Below are 19,275 nucleotides of genomic sequence, written 5' to 3'. Positions count from 1 at the left end.
CCATGTCACTTCTGTGCTCGTTCTACAGCAATCAACATCGAAAAGTCGTCAATATAACAGCTTATAAGCCCGCAAAAACACCTGGCCAGGAGATCCACACATACTCCATTGTGATTATCAGGTGTCAATGCACTGAAACCGGAAACCAGAAGGCCCATAAAAGCCACCGCGATGACGGGGATACCCCACCCGGGTCGCACTTCCGGGGAGTCATCCCACATTTCGTCCGAGGGCTTCCACAATAAGATGGAGATGATGACCCGCAGGGCCTATGGGTTCAGGAATTTTGAGAACTACCGATTGCGCGTCTTAACCCATTGCGGGTGGGACGGTATCATTAACCGGGTTTAGTGAATATCGGTGCATCCCCCCTTAATGGGGAAGAGCCATGTATATATGGCGGGGGTAGAAGGATTCGAACCCTCGACCCACGGCTTAGAAGGCCATATTTAGACCATATAGTGCGAGGTTTTGGCGATATTGTGGGTAATTCTGTGGGTAATTGGCGCGCCAGGAAGGATTCGAACCCTCGACCGTGCGCTTAGAAGGCGCATGCTCTATCCAACTGAGCTACTGGCGCGGAAGGTGCGGATAATAAAGCATCGTGGGCATATATAGAAGATAACCCGTGAAGCAGCGAGGGCCGCTCAGTCTAAAAGGTAGCCCCCTATGCGCCCCACGGGGTCAGATGGGAGGATGCCGGCTCGTTTTCCGTCTATGCTTCAATCATGGATGACGAATACGAAGGCTGGGTAGAGGGCGACCTCCTCTCAGCAATTTACGTGGCCCTGGACAGGCTGGAAGAACTCGATCCCAACTGTCGGAAGGAGCCTTGGTTCCGGTACCTGGAGAAGGCTGTGGATATGCGTCTGGCCAGAGAGATAAAGCCGGAAGATCATTAAGGGGTAAGCATGAGACTAACGATATTTCTCGCCATTTTTTTTCTAAACACATCACAAGCGAATGCAGAGACCATGGGTTTTGACTGTCATTTTGATCGCTATTCGATGGACGGAAAGACTGGCGAAGAGGATTTCAAGCTGAGCTACCTTGTCGACGACGAATCGGGGAAAGGCTATCTAATGGGCAACCAAGGGACTTCAGAAGTGACTGTGATTCCTTCAGAGGGACAAGTTACGTTCATTGAGGTGACCACGAGTGGGAATGTCATGACTACAACATGGGTCATTAGTGGACCAGCGGTTCATAGTCGAAATACTGTTTTCATGGGTAAGTTGAGGGGGTCGCAGTACTACGGTAGCTGCGAAATGAAGTAGGTACGAGAGTGGTATTGAAGCTCTCTCAAATGCAATCCGAGCAATACGCTGTGAGCATCGGCCAGCGAGAAGTTCTGCTTTCGCCTATTCTCAGACACTGCGTCTATTCTCGTTAAAAGTTTTCTTACAAGGAGATAGTTTCAATGAGCGAGCGTACAGAGTGGCTAATTGGCAACGCTGTTAGTTTTGTGCAGCATGAGCCTGGCGTTTTCAGGGCTGAAGTCGGAAAGAAATGGATTTTAAGTCTAATTTGCTTCGGGACCGTGCTAGGGAGTGGCGCTCTTTGGGGCATAGTTTCTTGGCTATTAATAAGCGAACCGCTACCAGGGGTAATGATTGGTGTGGGTAGTGTGCTCTACAAACATCTCTTCGTTTTGTCCTTTGAAATGGAGGCTTTCCGCACGACATGGGAAAACATTGGTACGGACTTGCCACAGCAGCGCAGGGAACCCTCTTGAGGTGAAATGGGAAAGTGGCGCTATGAAACGAATTATTTCAGGATTAACTGTACTAATGATTGGCGGATGCACGCAGGCTGACACCGTACTCGTGTGTAGCGGAACCGTGGCATTGACATCGGACTTAAGCCCTAAGCCTGAGTATGTTTCTAAAAACTTTACAGTGAGGATTGAGGAAAACGTTTGGGGGAAAGTTATCAATGCCCAAGTTAGCGGTGATATTTTTGGGGTATACAGGCCCGAAAATAAAAGCACTGACCGTGAACTCTCTATTTTGGATAGCGCTTACATTCTTCACGATGGGGAATCCAGCCTGCTTATTGACCGTTACTCACACCGCTTCGACTATCGCTCGGAAGTCGATATAGCCAATCTGAAAAGCGAGGGCAGCGGCAAGTGCAGAGAAAGCAGCGGCAAGATATGACCTCCCTAAGGTGAAAGCCGACACCCTCAAATAAGACAGGTCAATGCAGGGTTGAGTCGGCGTTAACCTCCCCGATAACGTCGAGCAATACACCGAAGGCATCGGCCAGTGTGAAGGTCACGCCCCTGTAAGTTGCGACCTCAATGGCGTGTGCCATAAAGAACCTTTCAGATGCCGTCAGGCTGGGGTGGTTTTGCACGAAGTCATTCACCTCTGCCTTAATCACTTCCAGTTGCTCGGGGCTTGGGTTCATTTTTCTTCCTCGCGTCGGAATTGATTCAGCATCTGTGCATACAGGTTTGTCGTGGGATTCAGTGAACCATTCATTAATTCCAGCATCTGCCGCTGACGGTTGTCCCTGGATAAGGCCTGGGCTGTGCCGCCGCCTGTTGCGGCCTGCATAAACGCCTGGGGACTGTTGGGTGCCGGTTCCGACTGTGTGGCAGCGCGGCCAGCCACAGCGCCCCAATGCGCTGCAGCCTTTGGGTTGGCGTAAGCCCTGGCGGCCAGATTACCCCCAGCCAGGTAGGCCGGTGGCGTCATCATCATCATGGGAATGGATGCCCGGGACGCGGTGCCAGAGTCCGGCATGGGGGGATAGGCTTTACTCAGTCTCGCGGCGTCGTAAAGGTCAGACTTGTTCGCGCCACGGTAATAGCCCTGGGTGTCCTGGGACATCAGGCTGTTTGCCAGCTTGCGCCCGGAGACATCGCCGGATTCGTGGATCGCTTTGGATTTCTCCAGCTTTTTCACTGCCGTCCATTGTTTACGGGCCAGCTTCCAGGCCTTGAGGTCGTCACCAGGCAGGGTGCGCTCCACCAGGTCGTCGATGGAGTTCACCATTGCGTCGAGTGCGTCGGCATATTCCTTGGTCGCGGTGTCGGAGCGGTAGGCTTTATGGGCCGCCGTTTGCAGTGTCGTGCGCCATTGCTGCAGGGTATCGCCAGCGACCTTGCCATCACCCTTTGCGGCAACGTCCAGGATGTTATCGACAATCTTGCTCGTATTGCCGCCGCCCAGCAGACCGGACTTTGCTGCGCCCTCTGTTTCAGCGAGCGACTTCAGGAAAGCGTTGTCGATCTCAAATGTATTGCCCCTGATAGTGGTATCGAATACCTCGCCCAGTCTTGCCCGGGCTGCCAGTAGCGCATCGTCGGCGAAGTCGTCGCCGCTCTCGCCAATGGCCTCCAGTGCAACGCGGTTCATTGCTGCCTGGCGGGGCTGTTTCATTTTACGGATGGGGCCAGCCGTCGGGGGGAAGGACTCCATGCTGGCTTCAAGGCGACGCAGTGCGCTGGCGTTGAGCTTCTCCGCTGGGGTGAGTTGCCAGCCCAGGTCATCAGCGCGGCTCGCCAAGCGTCCAGTATTGGCGCCCATGCTCTTTTTCAGTAATCGGCCAGCACCATAAGGGACGGCGCTGATAGCCGCGTCAATGACGCCTTGTTTGGTGCGATCCTCCGGGTTGTTGTACATGGCGGCACCTGTCAGGCCGCCGACAGCCACCTGGACGGCAGCACCGCCGGGAATCATGCCAGAGGGCGCATAGCCTGCAATCTCGCCCACCGTAGTGGCGACGGGATGCTTGTCCTGCAGTTGTGCATAGGCCTGGTCGGCCTGGGCCTGCTCATTCGCGGTCTGGGCCTGCTCGGCATCACCGGCAAACAAGTCAGTGACGCCCGTGGCGAATTTGTCCACCGTCCGGCCAGCACCAATCAATGCCGCCTCTTTAGCACCTACTTCATTCGCGGCGCTGTAGTCTTCCATCCAGGCAGTGCCGTCGTCAGGCCTGCGGAAACTGACCAGGGCTTTTTCGATTTCTTCCTGGGGTGTGCCGTCGGGGAATTCGACGACTTTTCCATCAACGTAAATTCTCATTTTACTGGCTCCAGTTTCCCGGTAGCAGCGTTAAAGATAAAATCGACGCCCTCAGGGACTTGCTGCTTGTCGATGTAGGCCTTTCGCGCTGACAGCATGGCTTCCGTGCGTAGTCGTTTTTTCCTGGTCACATCCGCATCGTCATCACCTGGTTGCGGCCAGTAGTTCTGCTTGGCAGCGTCCACCTCTTCCTGGCGAGCGGTAGCGCCGGAACGCAGGAATACCAACGTCCTTGCCCATTCATCCGCAGTAGCGTTGGCTTCGCGGTACTCGCCCGACTGCATGAAACCCTTCAGAGAATCCGGCAGGTATTCATTGGCGAGCGACTCCACTGGCCCGGGGGTGTAGTCCGGTGCCTGGGCATCCAGGGCTTCCATAGTGCCCACCGTGTACTGGCCGCGCTTGGCGCCCTCGGTCGGGTTCTTCGGGGTGAAACCTTCCGGGGTGCTCCCCTTGGGAGTGACGCCCATAAAGGACAAGTCCAACCCGGGGTTGGTATAGGTGCCCTGGGGTGTGCTGACGCTTGTCGGTCGCTGGGCGCGCTGCTGGGCGATCTCCGCCTGGAACTGCTCCCGGCTCATGCCCTGTGCCTCGGCCTGTTTCCAGAGAGCATTAAGCGTCTGGGCTTCCATGGATGCACCGCGGAATGGGCCGCCGCCATATTTCATTGCCAGCGCGGCGTCGAATTCAGCCTGGTCGGCTGCTGTACGTTGTGCCTGGAGTCTGGCGGCTGCCTGCTCCCTGGCGCGGATCTCTGCGGCTCTACTGCCCTCGGAAATGCTGGACTGGGAGAGTATTGCGTTTAATCTGTCGGCGTTGGCTCTGGCCTGTCTTTCGCGTTCAGTAAGATTGTATTCGGACATCTTCCTCATCCTCTATGTCGTATTCGGCCTCAGAATGGTTTTCGATTTCCTGCTGCTCCGCTGCCATTTCATGCGCTTGCATGGCTCGGGCAATATCCCCGGTCATGTGTTCAGACTCCAGATAATCGGGGTCAATGCTGTCCGATGAAGTCAGGTAGCTGCGTGTTCCTTCGTCCTGCAGGGCAGTCTCTGCGGCAGCGGTAGCAATTTGCGCTCGCATCTGCAGGTCTTCAGAGGGTTCAACGTAGTGATCCGTATCCATGCCTCTACGCTCTGCCAAGCCGACCTTCAGGCCAATACCGGACTTCTCGTAATCGGTAATAATCTGCTTTGCGTGTTGTGCGCGTTCGCCAAACTGCTTCGCCAGGTAATCGTCAGCTTGTTTCTCACCCCGCGCCTGATTTAACTCGTCATAACGCGCAACGGTATTCTCAAACTGCTTGCGGGTCATGTTGGGCTTGCCGAGCATCTGGGTGGCTTGTTTGACGGTTCTCTCATAGGCTTGAATCTTGCCGGTGCCTGCACCCTTGCGGGGAAACGCCTTGCCCTTGGCGGCTGCTTCGACTTGGTGCCAGTCCAGTCCTACCGTGTCCTGCGCGAGCTTGTTGGCGTAATAGCCCTGTTGCTTTGCCGCCGCTTGAGATTCTTGCGCGTTAAAGGCGGCATGGTGTTCTGCCTTCAGTGACTCCACTGCCTGCAGTGCCTGCTGCTGTTCTGCAGGGGAAAGCATTGCCGCTGCCCGAGAATAGAGTGCGTTCATCCTGCTCAGGACTTGCGGCGGTGCCTCCTTGCCCATTGCTGCCTGGCGCTCAATGCTTGCGAGCAAATAGCTGTACTCTTGAATCAGATTCTGAGTGTTCACTGTCGACCTCCCAGAATGGCGCTGAGCCACTCTCTGCGGCGCTCTTCCTCTCGCCTTGCCTCTGACTGCCGGTCTTCCCGATCCAGTGCGTCACGGCGGGTCAGCATATCGGCATTCGCTTTTCGTCCTAACGACTCTTGTTTGTTGGCTCGGTTCGCCATGCTGATTCCAATTCCAGCCTGCAAACCACCTGCCAAACTTTCCCACGGGTTGTTGACGTAGATCCGTGAGGGACCGACCGTCTTACCGGCGTTGTTCATCGTCCTCTGCCCTTGAGCAATCATGTTTCCCGCAACATCGCGCTCGCCGGAATAACTTCGATAGACAGCCTCCTGCTCTTGAGGGCTGAGCTGGTCCCAGCCTCGACCGGGGTACAGCCGTTGTGCAGTGACTTGTATCTCGCGGAGTATCTCTTCCTCATTTTGCATATTCATATCCTCACTAATTTTTCACGCCAACTGACGTCATCATTCTCTTCCCAGAGTTCATCAAGGGTTTGTGTCGTATACGCCCTTCCGTCTTCACCCAATTGGGTTGCAAACCGCATGGGGCGCTTCATGGGTTTAACGCTGGTGTGGGTGGACATCTTTGCAGCCCGTTGACCGAACAAAGCGGCAACGTCTACGGCGTCATCGTGCTTGCCATAGGGGAATTCGGTACATTCACGGATAAAGTCAGCATTCCATGGGCCTCTGAGCAGTTTGACGGTGCCCATCTTCGCCAAACCCCTGAAAGACTGCGCCCGTTGCATCTTGTCGCGTCCACGGGTCGGCATTTTCATCAGGGGGATGATTTTGCCGTTCATGCGGAAGTATTTATGCGCTAAATCCCTGAAAACCTTCTCGGCAGGTGAGTCCTCGACCAAGCATTCGGAAAACTTCCACTTCTCATGCGCTTGGATGAGGTTTTCCAGTGTTTTTTCCGGTGAGCAGCGGTCCCACTGCATATCCAGAATAATCAGGTTCCCATCAGCATCCATACCCGCGCAGCCGATCACCGTAGCGTCTGCAGACTGTTTTTCCGTCATTGCTAAATCAAGGGCACCGTATCGGCCCATGTTTTCCGGTGCTTCCTCGATGATTTCAAAGTCGTCAGGATTGAGGAAATCACCTTCCGTCCGCAATGGGGTTTGTTGAAAAGAACCACTCCACCTTTCGGGGTCGCGTTTGGCTTCCATCACCATTTGCTCGGTATACCACTCAGGCCACATCCGTTCTCCGAACGCTCTACCTAATGGGTCCGTTGCGGGGTCATCACATTCCATAGGAATACGAAGAATTGTCCAAGTGTCAGCTTCCTCAGAGCGGAGGATATGCCCCATCAAGTCGTCATGGTGCCAGCGGGTTGAAACAATGATTTCCGGTGCGCCGGGGACAAGGCGGGAGCGCATTTCGCTGAAGTACCAATCTATCTGTGCCTGTCTCTGGGATTCACTGTGAGCCTGTTCCCAACTCGCTACAGGGTCATCCAATAGGTTCAGGTTAGAACGAAGTCCGATGATTGAAGTGCCAACACCCGCAGAGGTGATACCACCACCGGCAGTCGTGGCGAAGTTAGCCACACTCTGCACATCGCTGGACAAGGTGGTGCCGGAGAGCATGTTGAACTCTTTTTCCTGTATTGCAGCTCTACAGCGCCTCGCAAACCGTTCCGACAGACTTTGAGTGGCTGATACGCGCAAAATATGGTGATAGGGGTTTCTCGCCAGCCACCAGAGCGCAAACTGTATAAGCAACGTGGATTTAGCACTGGCAAACGGCAACATGAGCATTAAGCGCAGGGTTTCGCCCCGCATTACACGCTCAAACGCTGCAGCCATGATTTCATGGTGCTCGGCGTGGGGAAACTGGAAGTCCACATGACCCGAGGGGTGCATGAACTCCCTAAAACCCGCCAGGCTATCCAGCGCATCCTTTCTGCGCTTCAGTTCCTGAAGGAGACCCTGCGGGTCGGATGTATTCATCTCGCTCATCGGGCACTCCGCGCCATAGCACCCCGACAAACCGCGCTCAGAAATAGAGGCAAAGCATCATAGACAGCTTCACGCCGCGAACCAGCAATCGTGGCAAGAAGCAGCCAGAAACCCACTCTAAGGGACGCTAGACTCATACCATCCACGGACAAAGGGTTAGTCCTTATCGTTGAATCTAGAGTCTCATCGGTGGCTTTACGCTGTGGATTGAGGGGTTCAAAGGGGGTGTTTAGGCAATTTCCTGAATTTGTAGAAATTTGGGGGGTGGTCTTGCACTGCAATGAGCAATCAATCTCAAGTCGATGCCGGGGGTGTCTTCTTGGTTCCGTTGCTTTCCCTCTTCCCCGGTGTGAGGGATCTGCCACTGTCAGGCTAGGCATCATCACCGTTTACCTCCAGTATTACCCTCAATTACCTCTGAGCCCAGCAATAGCGGGCAACAACATCGGCCTACACATCTATTGCTCATCGACGATGTCCCCCTGATGCTCGAGCAGGGCACCAGCCTTCTGCATTAACTGGTCAAGGCTCATCTCTGACGGGGACTGGTTGCCCTCGCCTACACTAGCCATCAGAACCCTGCTCACTGGCTGACCAAAGCCTCTATCAAGGAGCTGCCGTGCAGCCTCTACCCTTTCCTTCATCGGTGCCGTATCGTCGCCCAGGAGGCCGCTGAGGAACTCTACAGCGTCTTCTGCGTGTTCTTTGCATAGCTCTTCCACTTGCTTCCTCACTCTGGATCGGGATTGGTCGGGAACGTGCCTTCTAGGGTCCTCGCCTCTGCGGAACATTCCACTATGGCGGGTACCAGGCTTGGGGCCAGGCTTTCGGGAAGATCGCGTCTTCATCGCAAAAACGTTGGTCTTGTCAGTCATATTCATCACAGTTAATACACTTGCCTGTATCATTCACCAAATCAATGACGGTGTCTATACGCATTGATTAAATGAATAACGGTATTGGTTTTAGAGTGATTCGGTTAGTGATTCGGCACTGTGATTCGGTAGAGTGATTCGGTAGTGATTCGCTGCGATCATGGATCAGGCTCAATCCCTTGCTGCTATTGGGTTTGGGAGTGATGCGGTTAGTGATTCTCCAATGATTCCACAGTGATGCGATTCACCCCCCCCCCTAGGGGGTGGATCACTGGATCACTCGCACTGGATCGGGCATAAGAGAGGCCTGAGTTATCCTCAGTGAATGTCTTTATAACCCTTGGGGTTGTAGCCCGTTGGCCCCGTCAGTAGGTATCGCTTGAGTAGCCGCGTCTCCGCTGAGCTATCCGCTGGGTCTGCCGATGGTGTCCCGGCAGTGCCCTCCTTCACCGCCTGGTGTAGCCGCAGGAAGAACTTCACCCGCAGCCTGTCACAGTCAGTTAGGTGTTTGAACGGTATCTCCGTCAGGGTTTCGACTACCTCTTTCACCTCTTCAAGGTCTTTGTCGATCATGTTTTTCTCCTTCATTTCTTTAAGATCCTCAGTTGTTTGCTGTCGCCTTCCAGCTTCTCGCCCAGAAGGTTCCTGATCGCTTTATTTATCGCCGTGCGGTCTGGCTTCTCCATGACACCCGTAGGAGTGCGCTCAAAAAACCCGTTATCCATCAGGTACTCCCTGACAGCTTCGCGGGGGATGTAGTGCATTCCCAGATCGTCGGTAATGTCCTGGCGGCGTATGTTGAGCGCCACCATTGCCTTCATCACCAGAGACTCATTGCTGTGAGTGGCTGTGCCCTTGCGGTCTTTCGGCACCTCGCCTGCCTTGAACCACTCACCCGCGCTATGCTCAATCGCAATATCCGCATACAGCGATTCACTGATAGGCTTTTGCTTGCGCTTCTTCTGGAACTTCAACTCCAAACGGTGATCGCCATCAATAGTGGACAGTTCGATATTGGTGTCCATCAGGAACTCGGCTGTCTTGTCACCGTAACCACCTTTGGTGGCATCCTTGCCATGATGATGCAGCCACATATCAAATACCTTCCGACTCCGTAGAGACAGAATGAGGGCCGTTGGCATGGAGCCTGATTCCTTCATATCCGCTGCGAGCAGACAGAATCTTGAATCAAACATCGCCGCCTCTGCGCCAAAGGCATCCACCAGGTACTCAACCTGCTCCCGACCCTTAACGCTGTCCAAAGGCTCAAGCTCTATACCAAGATCGGTGAGCATGGATTCACGGTTAAAGACGAACAGGTTTTTACTGACCAGTGCCTGCTCTACTTCAGTCAACTGACTGACCGCCAATTCCAGTCGCTCCTGAATTGTTATCTCAGCGAGTTCACCATCGAAGTAAATCACCCGCCTTGCACGGGTACACTTCCAGCCAAGGAAGTCCCTGCCAGCGGCCACGGCGACAGCGAGGGGTATGGTAAATAGCGTCTTCCCTGCCCCAGTCCCACCGACGATCTGGCAGAAATCAACGGTACTGAAGATGCCTCCACCCTGCTCATTGGTAAACAGATAGTCTTCTGGTGGTATCTTCCGCTGACGGATCGCACCAGCACCCATTGCCGCAGCCAACTGGTCATCGGTGATCTCACCAAAAACAAACAGCTTCTCATCCAGCGACTTATCTGGATTAGCTGACATAGGCCACACCCTCCCGATAGCAAAGATCAGAGTATTTCCTGAACTTGGCATCTTCCTCAGGGCTGGGCTTGTAGCCTTTCTTCACGTTGTCGCGGTAGGTCAGGCACCAGAGATGCGCCCAATCCAACTCATCCTTGGTATAGAACGGGGCCGCTGAGCCAGACTTCTCTCTGGGTTTGGGCCACAGCCCCCTACCCTGCAGCGCACCCAGCACTTCCTCCTGCGAACAACCCGACCAGCACTTCAGCAACACCCTGTCGGACTTCTGGGTAATGCTCAGTGATGGGGAGTTGTCATCGTGCGCGGGGCAGCAAGCCTTGTACTGGTCGCCACGGATACGCCGACCTTTCGGGAGCGCGTTGCAGATCTGTTCCGCTGACAGGTTCATTACTTCCCCCTCAACCTGGCAATGGTTTCCGGCGTAACGGGGGGTGCTGAACCGTGGGTTCTGGGCTGGGGTTCGCTCTGCGCCATATACTCGCGCAACGCTTGCGCCAGAGCGCGTTGATACAGCGGCATGCCGGGGCGCAACGGGAATTCGACAATGTTGTTCATACTGTTCTCCATGTGGGAGAGCAGTTGAGAAAAGCCTACATAGTGGTTAGAATTTGAGCAGCTTCTCCAAGCGATTCAAATCTTCACCGAATAGGGCTCCCACTGCTTCTCCAGAGTGGGTTATCCCTATGCGGATTTAGGTTGGGTAGTCTCCAGGAAATCTGATTCCCAGCAACCTCTTCGGCCACCAAGTTTTACGCTCGGCAGTGTGCCTTCAGATAACCACTTATAAACAACTTGAGCGGAACAGTTCGCGCGTTCCTGAATGTCAGGAACCCAGAGAATGTGATCGCCCTCATAGGCAGGTTTGGCTGGTCTTTGGTTGGTCATTTTGTGTCTCCATATGCTTGTATATGCATATAAGAGCACAAAGATTATTTGCCATTTGCGACGACTGCTCTGAGAAAACAGTCGCGGCAAACGCTACTCAGGATGGCGGGGTGTACAGTTTCTGGATGCGTTCTGGCAGCTTGTACATGTCCCAGTTGTATTCCAGTCCCTCCATGAAAATTTGCATGAAGTTAAAGAAGCAGGTGTTCCTTCCTGATTCGATATCTATGCCCCAACGGTCACAGAGATTACCGATGAATGACAGGCAGGCTTCCTCATCCTTAGCCAAACCATCCACAGGAATCGGCTCTTCAAGAACCTTTTGTAAGTAGGCGAAGAATGTTTCATCCCTACCAGTTAGCATTTGATGGCGTTTGTCGAGTTGATGAGCCATTCGTCCATCTAGACCATAAAACGTTTCCAATATCTCGTCGATCGCAGGCCATTTTGATGGGAACTCACGCACCCCTACTGGATCATCTGGGGTGCGCTTTGCACAGACTGCTTCCCTCACCCAGGTTACATCCCGTGCAAACTCATCAGCCTCGCCAGGTAATTCGTAATCCTCATGGAAGTCCTGCCAGCTCATAATTTGCCCTCCAGGTAATCACACCACTTCTGAGTCCACTCCTTGCGCTCATCCATGTATTTGTATTTGTTGTAACGCTCGGCCATATCACCCTCCGTGTCGATCTTGTGACCCAATAGGCGCTCCTTCACCTCATACGGACAGGGGGGGTTCTGTGCGGCAAGCCAAGTAGAACCGCTGCGCCTCAGGCTGTGACTGGAGAAATCCTCATCCACCTTCAGGGAATCACGGACATAGTTAATGCGGTGCGCCACCTCTGCGGAGGTCATTGCCTTCTCAGGGAATCGCGGCATCGGGAACACATATTCAGATTCAGTCTTCTTTTTGATTTCCTTCAGGCGCTTTATGGTCTGCTTGCTGAGCATCACAGTATGGGGATCACCTGTTTTATAACGCTCACCAGGAATCACCCATTCGCCCTTCTTCAGATCTAGCTCTTTCCATGACATACCCGCCACCTCACCGACTCGGCAAAATGTCTGCAGTTGAATCAGCAGGATGTCCTTCACATCCCCCCGAATATCACTGGACTGCAGCTTGCTGGGGAAGACTTTGAGTGCCTTGGTATCAAAATGGTGACTCTTGGGTTTGTATTTGAGCACCTCGACCCCTGCAGCGGGATTCATTGAAATATCCAGCCACTTGTCCACTATGGTCGCGACCACCGCACCCTTCTCGACCTTCTTGTTCCGCTTGCGGTGTTGGTTCATGGCGCGGGCATACATCCCCTTGATCTGCTTCAGCGCCTCATGGGCGGTTCTCTCGCTTCCTCGGTCAATGCAGGCGTTGACCACGGCAAGGACATGCACTTTGGTCAGGTCTTCAGCAGGCATATGCAGGTAGGGCTTAAGTTCCTTTTTCAGCACCCGCTCTTGGCCCTTCCAGTCGCGATTCTTTCGAATGACTTCACACTCTTCGACGTATTGGTTAATCAACTTCTCAACGGTTAGAACATCGCCGTTCTTATCCTCATCCTTGGGCTTGAGTGCATCCCAAGCCTCCTTGGGAGTCCCGTCATAATCATTAATGGCATCCACCATCTCTCTGGCTTCAGCGAGGCCTAACTCAGGGAAGCGGCCCAACGTGAATTTGTATTTCTTACCGCCCACCATTCGCTGATACAGGAAGCGGTGATTCCCGCTTACATTGGCCTGAACCATCAGACCCCTTCTGCGCTTTCCATGCCGATAGGACTCATCTGCCAACTCGTCCCGCTTGGTGACTGACAACGCCTGAATTGTCTTGTGGGTGAACTCCATCATTTGCCTCTTGTGGGTAATTTTGAGGGCAAATTACCGTAACTGCGGGTAATCCTCTGGAGAAATTATATAGCCATGTAGAGACAAAGGGGAAGCCTGAAAGCCCTTATTTAACAGGCTTTTATGGGGATTATGGCTTGAAAGCCAGTGGTGACGCGGGTTTCAGAGATTCTAATTAAACAGCTTAGAAGGCCGTTGCTCTATCCAACTGAGCTATACCCCCGTCGAGGTTCGATGCGGCATCGGCAGATGTCATCGAATACTGGGGTGGCCGACGGGTCTCGAACCCGCCACCTCCGGAGTCACAATCCGGTGCTCTACCTGATGAGCTACGGCCACCATCGCATTCCTGACTGAATCACCGTACTCACCGTTCTAAGGCTGGAAAGTTGGTCGGGGTAGAGAGATTCGAACTCCCGACATCCTGCTCCCAAAGCAGGCGCGCTACCAGACTGCGCTATACCCCGATGATTCCATGAAAGGCCTGATGGCCCCCTTTTCAGGAGGGCGCATAATACTCATCCCGGGAGGGAGCGTCAACGCCAATACCGGTGATTTAGCCGGCGTTTTTGCCCCCCGCTCTTCCACTTTACCGCCCGCTCGTGGGAGAATAGGCGCCTTTTCGGGGAGGGCTGGCCGGCCCACCTTTTTCGACACATCGAGAGGATTTACACCCATGTCCGCATTGGTATTGGATGGCAAGACGCTGGCGGCACAAACCGAAGCCGAATTATTGGCCCGCGTTGAAAAACTGAAAGCAAAATCGGGCGGTAAAACCCCTATCCTGGCCACCATCCTGGTCGGCGACGACCCGGCGTCAGCAACCTACGTAAAAATGAAAGGCAACGCCTGCCGCAGGGTAGGCATGGACTCAATGGCCGTGGAAATGCCCTCTTCCACCAACACTGATGAATTGCTGGCAAAGATTGAAGAACTCAACGCTAATCCGGACGTACACGGGATATTGCTGCAGCACCCGGTACCCTCGCAAATAGATGAACGCGCCTGCTTTGACGCGATTGCCCTGAGCAAGGACGTGGACGGCGTCACCTGTCTCGGCTTTGGCCGCATGGCCATGGGCGAGGATGCCTACGGCTGCGCCACTCCCCAGGGCATAATGCGCATACTCGAGCACTATGGGGTGGAGATAGAGGGTAAACACGCTGTCGTGGTCGGCCGCTCCCCCATTCTCGGCAAGCCGATGGCCATGATGTTGCTGCAGAAAAATGCGACGGTGACGATCTGCCATTCGCGCACCAAAGACCTGCCCGGAATCATCGCCCAGGCCGACATCCTCGTGGGCGCGGTGGGTAAGCCGGAGTTCATCAAGGCGGACTGGGTCAAGGAAGGCGCTGTGGTTGTCGATGCCGGTTATCACCCGGGTGGCGTCGGCGACATTGAACTGTCGGCGTTGACTGACAAAGCCTCTGCCTACACGCCCGTACCCGGAGGAGTGGGCCCCATGACCATCAATACGCTGATTCAGCAGAGTGTGCAGTCGGGCGAGAAAAGCCTGGGCTGATTACTGCCCTGGAAGGAAGGCGGGGTGTCAGCCCCGCTTCCAGGTGGTTCCCTCACGGGAATCTTCCAATACCACGCCGCTATCGATTAACTGGTCGCGAATCTCATCGGCACGGGCGAAGTCCCTGGCCGCCTTTGCATCCTGCCTCGCCTGTATCAATTCCTCGATCTGCTCGGCGCCGATGGCGTCATCAGCGGTTGTGCCCTGCAGCCACTCCTGGGGGTCTTCCCCGAGAATACCCAACAAGTTGCCGGCCGCCAGCATACGGGCTTTCAGACCCGGCTTTTCATCCTCGGTCGCTTTGTGCAACTGGTGCGACAGGGCGTGAATCGCGGCAATGGCCTCCGGGGTGTTGAGATCGTCATTAAGCGCAGCGTAAAACGGCTCTCCATCCAGACTGACGTCCATATCCAAGGCAACGTCCTCTACTGATCGTAACGTACTGTACAAGCTATCCAGGGTTGACTGTGCCTGATCCAGCAGCTCGGCAGAAAAGTTCAGGGGCGAACGGTAATGTGCCGACAGCAAGGCGAAACGCAACACCTCACCGCGATAGCTCTGCAACAGGTCACGCACCGTGCGGAAGTTATCCAGCGACTTGCTCATCTTTTCGCCGTCTATATCGAGGTAGGCGTTGTGCATCCAGTAGCGCACGTAGTCACCGCCATGGGCACAGCGACTCTGGGCAATTTCGTTTTCGTGATGGGGAAAAATCAGGTCGCGGCCGCCACCGTGAATGTCGATGGTTTCACCCAGGAGTGCCCGGATCATTGCCGAACACTCAAGGTGCCAGCCGGGGCGTCCGCGGCCCCAGGGGCTATCCCATCCCGGGTCTGCTGCAGCCGCCGGCTTCCACAGCACGAAGTCTCCCGGGTAGCGTTTATAGTCAGCGACTTCCACACGGGCACCGGCAAGCATATCGTCCAGGGAGCGCCCCGACAGCTTACCGTAGTCCTCCATGGACTCCACCGCGAACAGTACATGTCCGTCAGATTCGTAGGCATGCCCCTTCTCAATCAGCGTCAAGGTGAGCTCGATCATGGCGTCGATGTGATGTGTTGCGTGAGGTTCCAGTGTGGGTGGCAGCGCGTTGAGAGCGGCCATATCCTCGCGGTACTTGGCCGTATACTCCTCGGTCACCGACTCAATGCTGCGATCTCCCTGTTTTGCCGCAGCGATAATCTTGTCATCCACGTCGGTGATATTCCGGGCGTAGGTCACGGTGCCGTACTGCGTCTGCAGCAGGCGAAACAGGACATCAAACACCACCACGGGGCGAGCATTGCCAATGTGCGCCAGGTTGTAAACCGTGGGGCCGCACACATACATGGTCACTGCATCCGGCACCAGCGGCTCAAACACCTCTTTGGCACCACCGAGTGTGTTGTAAAGTCTTAGTGGCATAATCTCTTCCCTATTCTCGCCTAACTTTTTCCAGCGCGCGGCTGCATCACCGCTGGTTTCCCGCCAGGGCGAGAATGCCAGCAGCGTCCGCTTACCCCTGCCAGGTATCGCGCAGGCCGATGGTTTTATTGAACACCGGATGTTGCGCGCTGTGCTCGTCACGATCGGCAACGAAGTAGCCCTCGCGCTCGAACTGAAAGCCCTGCTCCGGCTTTGCATCAGCCAGGGAGGGTTCTATCCAGGCCTGCTCCACCACTTGCAGTGAGTCAGGATTGATGTGTGCCATGAAGTCATTGTCTCCCCGGTCAGGGGCCTCATGGTTGAACAAGCGATCATACAGCCGCACTTCCGCCTGCTTGCCATGACTGGCAGACACCCACTGAATGACACCCTTGGGCTTGACGCCGTCCTCGGGGTTTTCCCCGATGGTGTTGGGAATCGTATGCGCGTGAACCTCGGTGATGTTACCCTGCTCGTCACGTACCACCGAGTCAGCCTCGATCACATAGGCATTGCGCAAGCGCACCCTCTTGCCCAGCACCAGGCGCTTGTACTTCTTGTTGGCCTCTTCCCGGAAGTCTTCAGCGTCGATATAGACCTCACGCGTGAAAGGCAGTTCGCGCTCTCCCAGCTCCTCGCGCGTTGGATGAGCAGGCGCGCTCAGCAGTTCCACCTTGTCCTCGGGATAATCTGTCAATATGATTTTCAGAGGATTCAGGACCGCCATCGCTCGTGGCGCGTTCTCATTCAGGTCCTCGCGTATAGCAAATTCCAGCATCGCCACGTCCACTACCCCGTCTGAACGGGTGGTGCCGATCATCTCGCAAAATTTTCGAATAGCCGCTGGCGTATAACCGCGCCGGCGCATGCCCGACACAGTGGGCATGCGTGGGTCATCCCAGCCGCTTACCACACCTTCATCAACCAGTTGCTTGAGTTTGCGCTTGCTGGTGACAGTGTAGCTCGGGTTGAGGCGGCCGAATTCATACTGTTTCGGCTTACTGGGTACCGGCAGGTTATTGATAAACCAGTCATACAGGGGGCGGTGGTCCTCAAACTCCAGCGTGCATACAGAGTGCGTTATGCCCTCAATCGCGTCCTCCTGGCCGTGCGCGAAGTCGTAGGTGGGGTAAATCACCCAATCCTTCCCGGTCTGGTGGTGCTGGACCTTGCGAATGCGGTACAAAATCGGGTCACGCATGTTCATATTGGGCGAAGCCATATCGATTTTAGCGCGCAGTACCCTCTCACCCTCGGCAAATTCTCCCGCTTTCATCCGTTCCAGCAGGTCAAGATTCTCCTCCACAGAGCGATCCCGATAGGGGCTGTTGCGGCCCGCCTCAGTCAGTGTTCCCCGGTATTCGCGGGCCTGCTCGGCATTAAGATCACAAACATAGGCCTTGCCCTGTTCCACCAGGTACACGGCCCAGTCATAGAGTTGCTGGAAGTAGGCGGAGGCGAAGCGCACTTCCCCATCCCAGGAAAAACCCAGCCAGCGCACATCCTCCAATATGGAATCAATGAACTCCTGGCTCTCTTTCTCGGGATTGGTGTCATCGAAGCGCAGGTTGCAGCGACCACCATTGGCCTCTGCCAGGCCAAAATTCACACAGATGGATTTCGCGTGACCAATATGCAGGTAACCGTTGGGCTCGGGCGGAAACCGGGTCACCACCTCGGTGACCCTGCCTGCGGCGAGGTCGTCGCGGACAATATTCTGCAAAAAGTTACTGGCGGGGGTGTTTTCCATGGATTCTGATGGCCCGGGTATTTCAAAGGGCGCGTATTATAGCCACGAAAGCCGGTGGCTTTAAGCCAATTGCTACCTCTTTCTCATCTCCGGGGGCAATTAACCCGGCTTTCATCTCCGATCCTGTTTTCCTGTGCTGGAAAAGCCCGTATTATTGCCCCCCTCACAAGAATCTAACCCACAGGGACGAGTACCATGGTTATCATTCGCACCACATTCGGTGAAATCAAGCTGGAACTGGATGCAGAGAAAGCGCCCAAAACAGTAGAAAACTTCCTCGCATACGCGCGGGACGGCTTTTACGATGGCACCATTTTCCATCGCGTAATCGACAATTTCATGATCCAGGGTGGCGGTTTCGACACTGACATGCAGCAGAAGCCTACCGGTGAGCCCGTCGAAAACGAGGCTGACAACGGCCTGAAGAATGACTTCGGTACCGTCGCCATGGCGCGCACCATGGACCCCCACTCCGCCACCGCGCAGTTTTTCATCAACGTGAAGGACAATGACTTCCTTAACCACTCTGGCAAAAACATGCAGGGCTGGGGTTACACGGTATTTGGCAAGCTGACAGGCGGTGAAGAGGTGCTGGACAAGATCCGCGCCGTACCCACCACCTCCACAGGCGGTCATCAGGACGTGCCCGCTGACCCGGTCATTATTGAGTCAGTCACTATCGTCGAAGACTAGGTGTCGCGCACGCTCTTCATTTCCGATCTTCACCTGGATACCGCCAGGCCCGACATCACCGGGGCCCTGGCGGCATTCCTGCAGAACAATAACGACTGCGATACCCTCTATGTCCTCGGCGACCTGTTCGAGGTATGGGTGGGTGACGATGATGATTCGTCTTTTGCGGCGCAAATAGCGGACCTGTTCCGCAGCTTCACCGCTGCGGGCCCTGCACTGAAGCTGATGCAGGGCAACCGTGATTTCCTCCTTGGCGAGGCATTCTGCACATCGGTAGGGGCAACGCTTCTAGCTGATCCCAGCGTCATCGACCTCTATGGCACTCCCACTCTGCTAATGCACGGCGACAGTCTGTGCACCGGCGATAGCGAGTATATGGCATTTCGCGCCACCGCCCGCGATGCCCAATGGCAGGCAGACCTGCTGGCAAAGCCCCTGGCGGAGCGCCGCGCCTTCGCCGCGCACTTGCGCTCGGCGAGCAAGGAGGCCAGCTCGAACAAGGCGGAGGACATCATGGATGTTACCCCGTCGGAGGTCGACCGGGTGATGGTCGAGGCGGGTGTCAGCAGGCTGATTCACGGCCATACTCACCGGCCCGCGCGACACAGGTCCGCGCAAGGCGAGCGCATTGTGCTCGGTGACTGGGATTCCAGGGGATGGTGCATCGAGGCTACTTCCAGCAGCTTCGAGCTTCTCGATTTCCCTATTTAACAATAGGTTAGCGCAACTACTTCAATAAAAACATTACGCGATGAGGCGGCACTCCGGGCCTCTGCAAGCTTGACCGTTCCAATCCAGGCCTGACCAACGGCTCAGGGAGGACAGACAACCCTGTGGGCGTGCTCACACCAA

22 protein-coding genes, 3 tRNA genes and 1 pseudogene are annotated in these 19,275 nt (G+C 55.0%); 8 read left to right on the top strand and 18 right to left on the bottom strand.

Annotation, left to right across the window (positions count from 1 at the left end; genetic code table 11):
* Positions 1-225 precede the first annotated feature (225 nt).
* Positions 226-351 (top strand): annotated as a pseudogene (locus C0039_RS08000) (transposase); the annotation flags it as partial.
* A 152-nt stretch (positions 352-503) separates the two neighbouring features.
* Here C0039_RS08000 and C0039_RS07995 read toward each other — a convergent pair.
* Positions 504-580, bottom strand: a tRNA-Arg gene (locus tag C0039_RS07995).
* A gap of 148 nt (positions 581-728) precedes the next feature.
* Here C0039_RS07995 and C0039_RS21045 point away from each other — a divergent pair.
* The 4 genes from C0039_RS21045 (at position 729) to C0039_RS07980 (ending at position 2,159) form a co-directional block, all read left to right on the top strand.
* Positions 729-902: a hypothetical protein gene (locus C0039_RS21045; protein WP_165787064.1), complete on the top strand. Its 174-nt coding sequence runs from the start codon at positions 729-731 to the stop codon at positions 900-902.
* Between the two features lie 9 nt (positions 903-911).
* Complete coding sequence (locus tag C0039_RS07990) at positions 912-1,277, top strand: hypothetical protein (RefSeq protein WP_101517783.1); 366 nt, start codon at positions 912-914, stop codon at positions 1,275-1,277.
* Positions 1,278-1,420: 143 nt separating this feature from the next.
* Positions 1,421-1,735, top strand: a complete 315-nt coding sequence (locus C0039_RS07985; protein ID WP_101517782.1) for a hypothetical protein — start codon at positions 1,421-1,423, stop codon at positions 1,733-1,735.
* 22 nt (positions 1,736-1,757) lie between these two features.
* On the top strand, positions 1,758-2,159 hold the full coding sequence (locus C0039_RS07980; protein ID WP_133125964.1) for a hypothetical protein: 402 nt from the start codon (positions 1,758-1,760) through the stop codon (positions 2,157-2,159).
* 40 nt (positions 2,160-2,199) lie between these two features.
* On the opposite strand, the gene C0039_RS07975 is transcribed toward C0039_RS07980, so the two are convergent.
* The 15 genes from C0039_RS07975 to C0039_RS07905 all read right to left on the bottom strand — a co-directional run bounded on the left by C0039_RS07975 (position 2,200) and on the right by C0039_RS07905 (position 13,521).
* Entirely contained in the window at positions 2,200-2,412 is a 213-nt protein-coding gene (locus tag C0039_RS07975; RefSeq protein ID WP_101517780.1) for a hypothetical protein, read from the bottom strand.
* A complete protein-coding gene (locus tag C0039_RS07970) occupies positions 2,409-4,034 on the bottom strand; it encodes a hypothetical protein (RefSeq protein WP_101517779.1) in 1,626 nt (541 codons plus the stop codon). The genes C0039_RS07975 and C0039_RS07970 overlap by 4 nt, the downstream gene beginning before the upstream one ends.
* Positions 4,031-4,897, bottom strand: a complete 867-nt coding sequence (locus C0039_RS07965; protein WP_101517778.1) for a hypothetical protein — start codon at positions 4,895-4,897, stop codon at positions 4,031-4,033. The genes C0039_RS07970 and C0039_RS07965 overlap by 4 nt, the downstream gene beginning before the upstream one ends.
* A complete protein-coding gene (locus C0039_RS07960; RefSeq protein WP_101517777.1) occupies positions 4,875-5,759 on the bottom strand; it encodes a hypothetical protein in 885 nt (294 codons plus the stop codon). The genes C0039_RS07965 and C0039_RS07960 overlap by 23 nt, the downstream gene beginning before the upstream one ends.
* A complete protein-coding gene (locus C0039_RS07955; protein WP_101517776.1) occupies positions 5,756-6,187 on the bottom strand; it encodes a hypothetical protein in 432 nt (143 codons plus the stop codon). The genes C0039_RS07960 and C0039_RS07955 overlap by 4 nt, the downstream gene beginning before the upstream one ends.
* Positions 6,188-6,189: 2 nt before the next feature.
* The gene (gene terL, locus C0039_RS07950; RefSeq protein WP_101517775.1) at positions 6,190-7,731 is read right to left on the bottom strand and encodes a phage terminase large subunit; all 1,542 of its coding nucleotides are present in this window, start codon (positions 7,729-7,731) and stop codon (positions 6,190-6,192) included.
* Between the two features lie 458 nt (positions 7,732-8,189).
* Positions 8,190-8,453 (bottom strand): hypothetical protein, encoded by a 264-nt coding sequence (locus C0039_RS20905; RefSeq protein WP_133125963.1) that lies wholly within the window; start codon positions 8,451-8,453, stop codon positions 8,190-8,192.
* A gap of 471 nt (positions 8,454-8,924) precedes the next feature.
* The gene (locus C0039_RS07940) at positions 8,925-9,179 is read right to left on the bottom strand and encodes a hypothetical protein (protein WP_133125962.1); all 255 of its coding nucleotides are present in this window, start codon (positions 9,177-9,179) and stop codon (positions 8,925-8,927) included.
* Between the two features lie 11 nt (positions 9,180-9,190).
* A complete protein-coding gene (locus C0039_RS07935; protein ID WP_165787063.1) occupies positions 9,191-10,321 on the bottom strand; it encodes an AAA family ATPase in 1,131 nt (376 codons plus the stop codon).
* Positions 10,311-10,709, bottom strand: a complete 399-nt coding sequence (locus tag C0039_RS07930) for a CHC2 zinc finger domain-containing protein (protein WP_101517771.1) — start codon at positions 10,707-10,709, stop codon at positions 10,311-10,313. Before C0039_RS07930 ends, C0039_RS07935 begins: the two co-directional genes overlap by 11 nt.
* Positions 10,709-10,876 (bottom strand): hypothetical protein, encoded by a 168-nt coding sequence (locus C0039_RS21040; protein ID WP_165787062.1) that lies wholly within the window; start codon positions 10,874-10,876, stop codon positions 10,709-10,711. The genes C0039_RS07930 and C0039_RS21040 overlap by 1 nt, the downstream gene beginning before the upstream one ends.
* A 427-nt stretch (positions 10,877-11,303) precedes the next feature.
* Positions 11,304-11,795: a hypothetical protein gene (locus C0039_RS07925; protein ID WP_101517770.1), complete on the bottom strand. Its 492-nt coding sequence runs from the start codon at positions 11,793-11,795 to the stop codon at positions 11,304-11,306.
* Positions 11,792-13,057, bottom strand: a complete 1,266-nt coding sequence (locus C0039_RS07920; RefSeq protein ID WP_101517769.1) for a tyrosine-type recombinase/integrase — start codon at positions 13,055-13,057, stop codon at positions 11,792-11,794. The genes C0039_RS07925 and C0039_RS07920 overlap by 4 nt, the downstream gene beginning before the upstream one ends.
* A 260-nt stretch (positions 13,058-13,317) precedes the next feature.
* Positions 13,318-13,393, bottom strand: a tRNA-His gene (locus C0039_RS07910).
* Positions 13,394-13,444: 51 nt separating this feature from the next.
* Positions 13,445-13,521: transfer RNA gene (locus C0039_RS07905), tRNA-Pro, on the bottom strand.
* A gap of 209 nt (positions 13,522-13,730) precedes the next feature.
* Between C0039_RS07905 and folD the strand changes: the two genes are divergently transcribed.
* Positions 13,731-14,576, top strand: a complete 846-nt coding sequence (gene folD, locus C0039_RS07900) for a bifunctional methylenetetrahydrofolate dehydrogenase/methenyltetrahydrofolate cyclohydrolase FolD (RefSeq protein ID WP_076000996.1) — start codon at positions 13,731-13,733, stop codon at positions 14,574-14,576.
* Positions 14,577-14,603: 27 nt separating this feature from the next.
* Here folD and cysS read toward each other — a convergent pair whose 3' ends face one another.
* On the bottom strand, positions 14,604-15,980 hold the full coding sequence (cysS, locus tag C0039_RS07895; protein WP_101517768.1) for a cysteine--tRNA ligase: 1,377 nt from the start codon (positions 15,978-15,980) through the stop codon (positions 14,604-14,606).
* A 91-nt stretch (positions 15,981-16,071) separates the two neighbouring features.
* Positions 16,072-17,730: a glutamine--tRNA ligase/YqeY domain fusion protein gene (locus C0039_RS07890; protein WP_101517767.1), complete on the bottom strand. Its 1,659-nt coding sequence runs from the start codon at positions 17,728-17,730 to the stop codon at positions 16,072-16,074.
* Positions 17,731-17,925: 195 nt separating this feature from the next.
* Here C0039_RS07890 and C0039_RS07885 point away from each other — a divergent pair, with 195 nt between their 5' ends.
* A complete protein-coding gene (locus C0039_RS07885; protein ID WP_076000993.1) occupies positions 17,926-18,423 on the top strand; it encodes a peptidylprolyl isomerase in 498 nt (165 codons plus the stop codon).
* Positions 18,424-19,134 carry a UDP-2,3-diacylglucosamine diphosphatase gene (locus C0039_RS07880; protein ID WP_101517766.1) on the top strand — a complete coding sequence of 237 codons (711 nt, stop codon included), beginning with the start codon at positions 18,424-18,426 and terminating at the stop codon, positions 19,132-19,134.
* The last annotated feature ends 141 nt before the right edge of the window (positions 19,135-19,275 follow it).

Origin of the sequence: Pseudohalioglobus lutimaris, assembly GCF_002866825.1 — a bacterium.
Taxonomy (GTDB): domain Bacteria; phylum Pseudomonadota; class Gammaproteobacteria; order Pseudomonadales; family Halieaceae; genus Halioglobus; species Halioglobus lutimaris.
Note: the sequence above shows the minus strand (reverse complement) of the source record. Positions and strands in the feature narration are given on the sequence as shown.

What these genes read in the sequence shown, in the direction of transcription:
- C0039_RS07935 (WP_165787063.1), bottom strand. Translation starts at nt 10,321, where the DNA reads ATGTCAGCTAATCCAGATAAGTCGCTGGATGAGAAGCTGTTTGTTTTT.
- cysS (WP_101517768.1), bottom strand. Translation starts at nt 15,980, where the DNA reads ATGCCACTAAGACTTTACAACACACTCGGTGGTGCCAAAGAGGTGTTT.
- C0039_RS07940 (WP_133125962.1), bottom strand. Translation starts at nt 9,179, where the DNA reads ATGATCGACAAAGACCTTGAAGAGGTGAAAGAGGTAGTCGAAACCCTG.
- C0039_RS07955 (WP_101517776.1), bottom strand. Translation starts at nt 6,187, where the DNA reads ATGCAAAATGAGGAAGAGATACTCCGCGAGATACAAGTCACTGCACAA.
- C0039_RS07920 (WP_101517769.1), bottom strand. Translation starts at nt 13,057, where the DNA reads ATGATGGAGTTCACCCACAAGACAATTCAGGCGTTGTCAGTCACCAAG.
- C0039_RS07970 (WP_101517779.1), bottom strand. Translation starts at nt 4,034, where the DNA reads ATGAGAATTTACGTTGATGGAAAAGTCGTCGAATTCCCCGACGGCACA.
- C0039_RS07985 (WP_101517782.1), top strand. Translation starts at nt 1,421, where the DNA reads ATGAGCGAGCGTACAGAGTGGCTAATTGGCAACGCTGTTAGTTTTGTG.
- C0039_RS07885 (WP_076000993.1), top strand. Translation starts at nt 17,926, where the DNA reads ATGGTTATCATTCGCACCACATTCGGTGAAATCAAGCTGGAACTGGAT.
- C0039_RS07965 (WP_101517778.1), bottom strand. Translation starts at nt 4,897, where the DNA reads ATGTCCGAATACAATCTTACTGAACGCGAAAGACAGGCCAGAGCCAAC.
- C0039_RS07890 (WP_101517767.1), bottom strand. Translation starts at nt 17,730, where the DNA reads ATGGAAAACACCCCCGCCAGTAACTTTTTGCAGAATATTGTCCGCGAC.
- C0039_RS07925 (WP_101517770.1), bottom strand. Translation starts at nt 11,795, where the DNA reads ATGAGCTGGCAGGACTTCCATGAGGATTACGAATTACCTGGCGAGGCT.
- terL (WP_101517775.1), bottom strand. Translation starts at nt 7,731, where the DNA reads ATGAGCGAGATGAATACATCCGACCCGCAGGGTCTCCTTCAGGAACTG.
- C0039_RS21040 (WP_165787062.1), bottom strand. Translation starts at nt 10,876, where the DNA reads ATGAACAACATTGTCGAATTCCCGTTGCGCCCCGGCATGCCGCTGTAT.
- folD (WP_076000996.1), top strand. Translation starts at nt 13,731, where the DNA reads ATGTCCGCATTGGTATTGGATGGCAAGACGCTGGCGGCACAAACCGAA.
- C0039_RS07930 (WP_101517771.1), bottom strand. Translation starts at nt 10,709, where the DNA reads ATGAACCTGTCAGCGGAACAGATCTGCAACGCGCTCCCGAAAGGTCGG.
- C0039_RS07990 (WP_101517783.1), top strand. Translation starts at nt 912, where the DNA reads ATGAGACTAACGATATTTCTCGCCATTTTTTTTCTAAACACATCACAA.
- C0039_RS21045 (WP_165787064.1), top strand. Translation starts at nt 729, where the DNA reads ATGGATGACGAATACGAAGGCTGGGTAGAGGGCGACCTCCTCTCAGCA.
- C0039_RS07980 (WP_133125964.1), top strand. Translation starts at nt 1,758, where the DNA reads ATGAAACGAATTATTTCAGGATTAACTGTACTAATGATTGGCGGATGC.
- C0039_RS07975 (WP_101517780.1), bottom strand. Translation starts at nt 2,412, where the DNA reads ATGAACCCAAGCCCCGAGCAACTGGAAGTGATTAAGGCAGAGGTGAAT.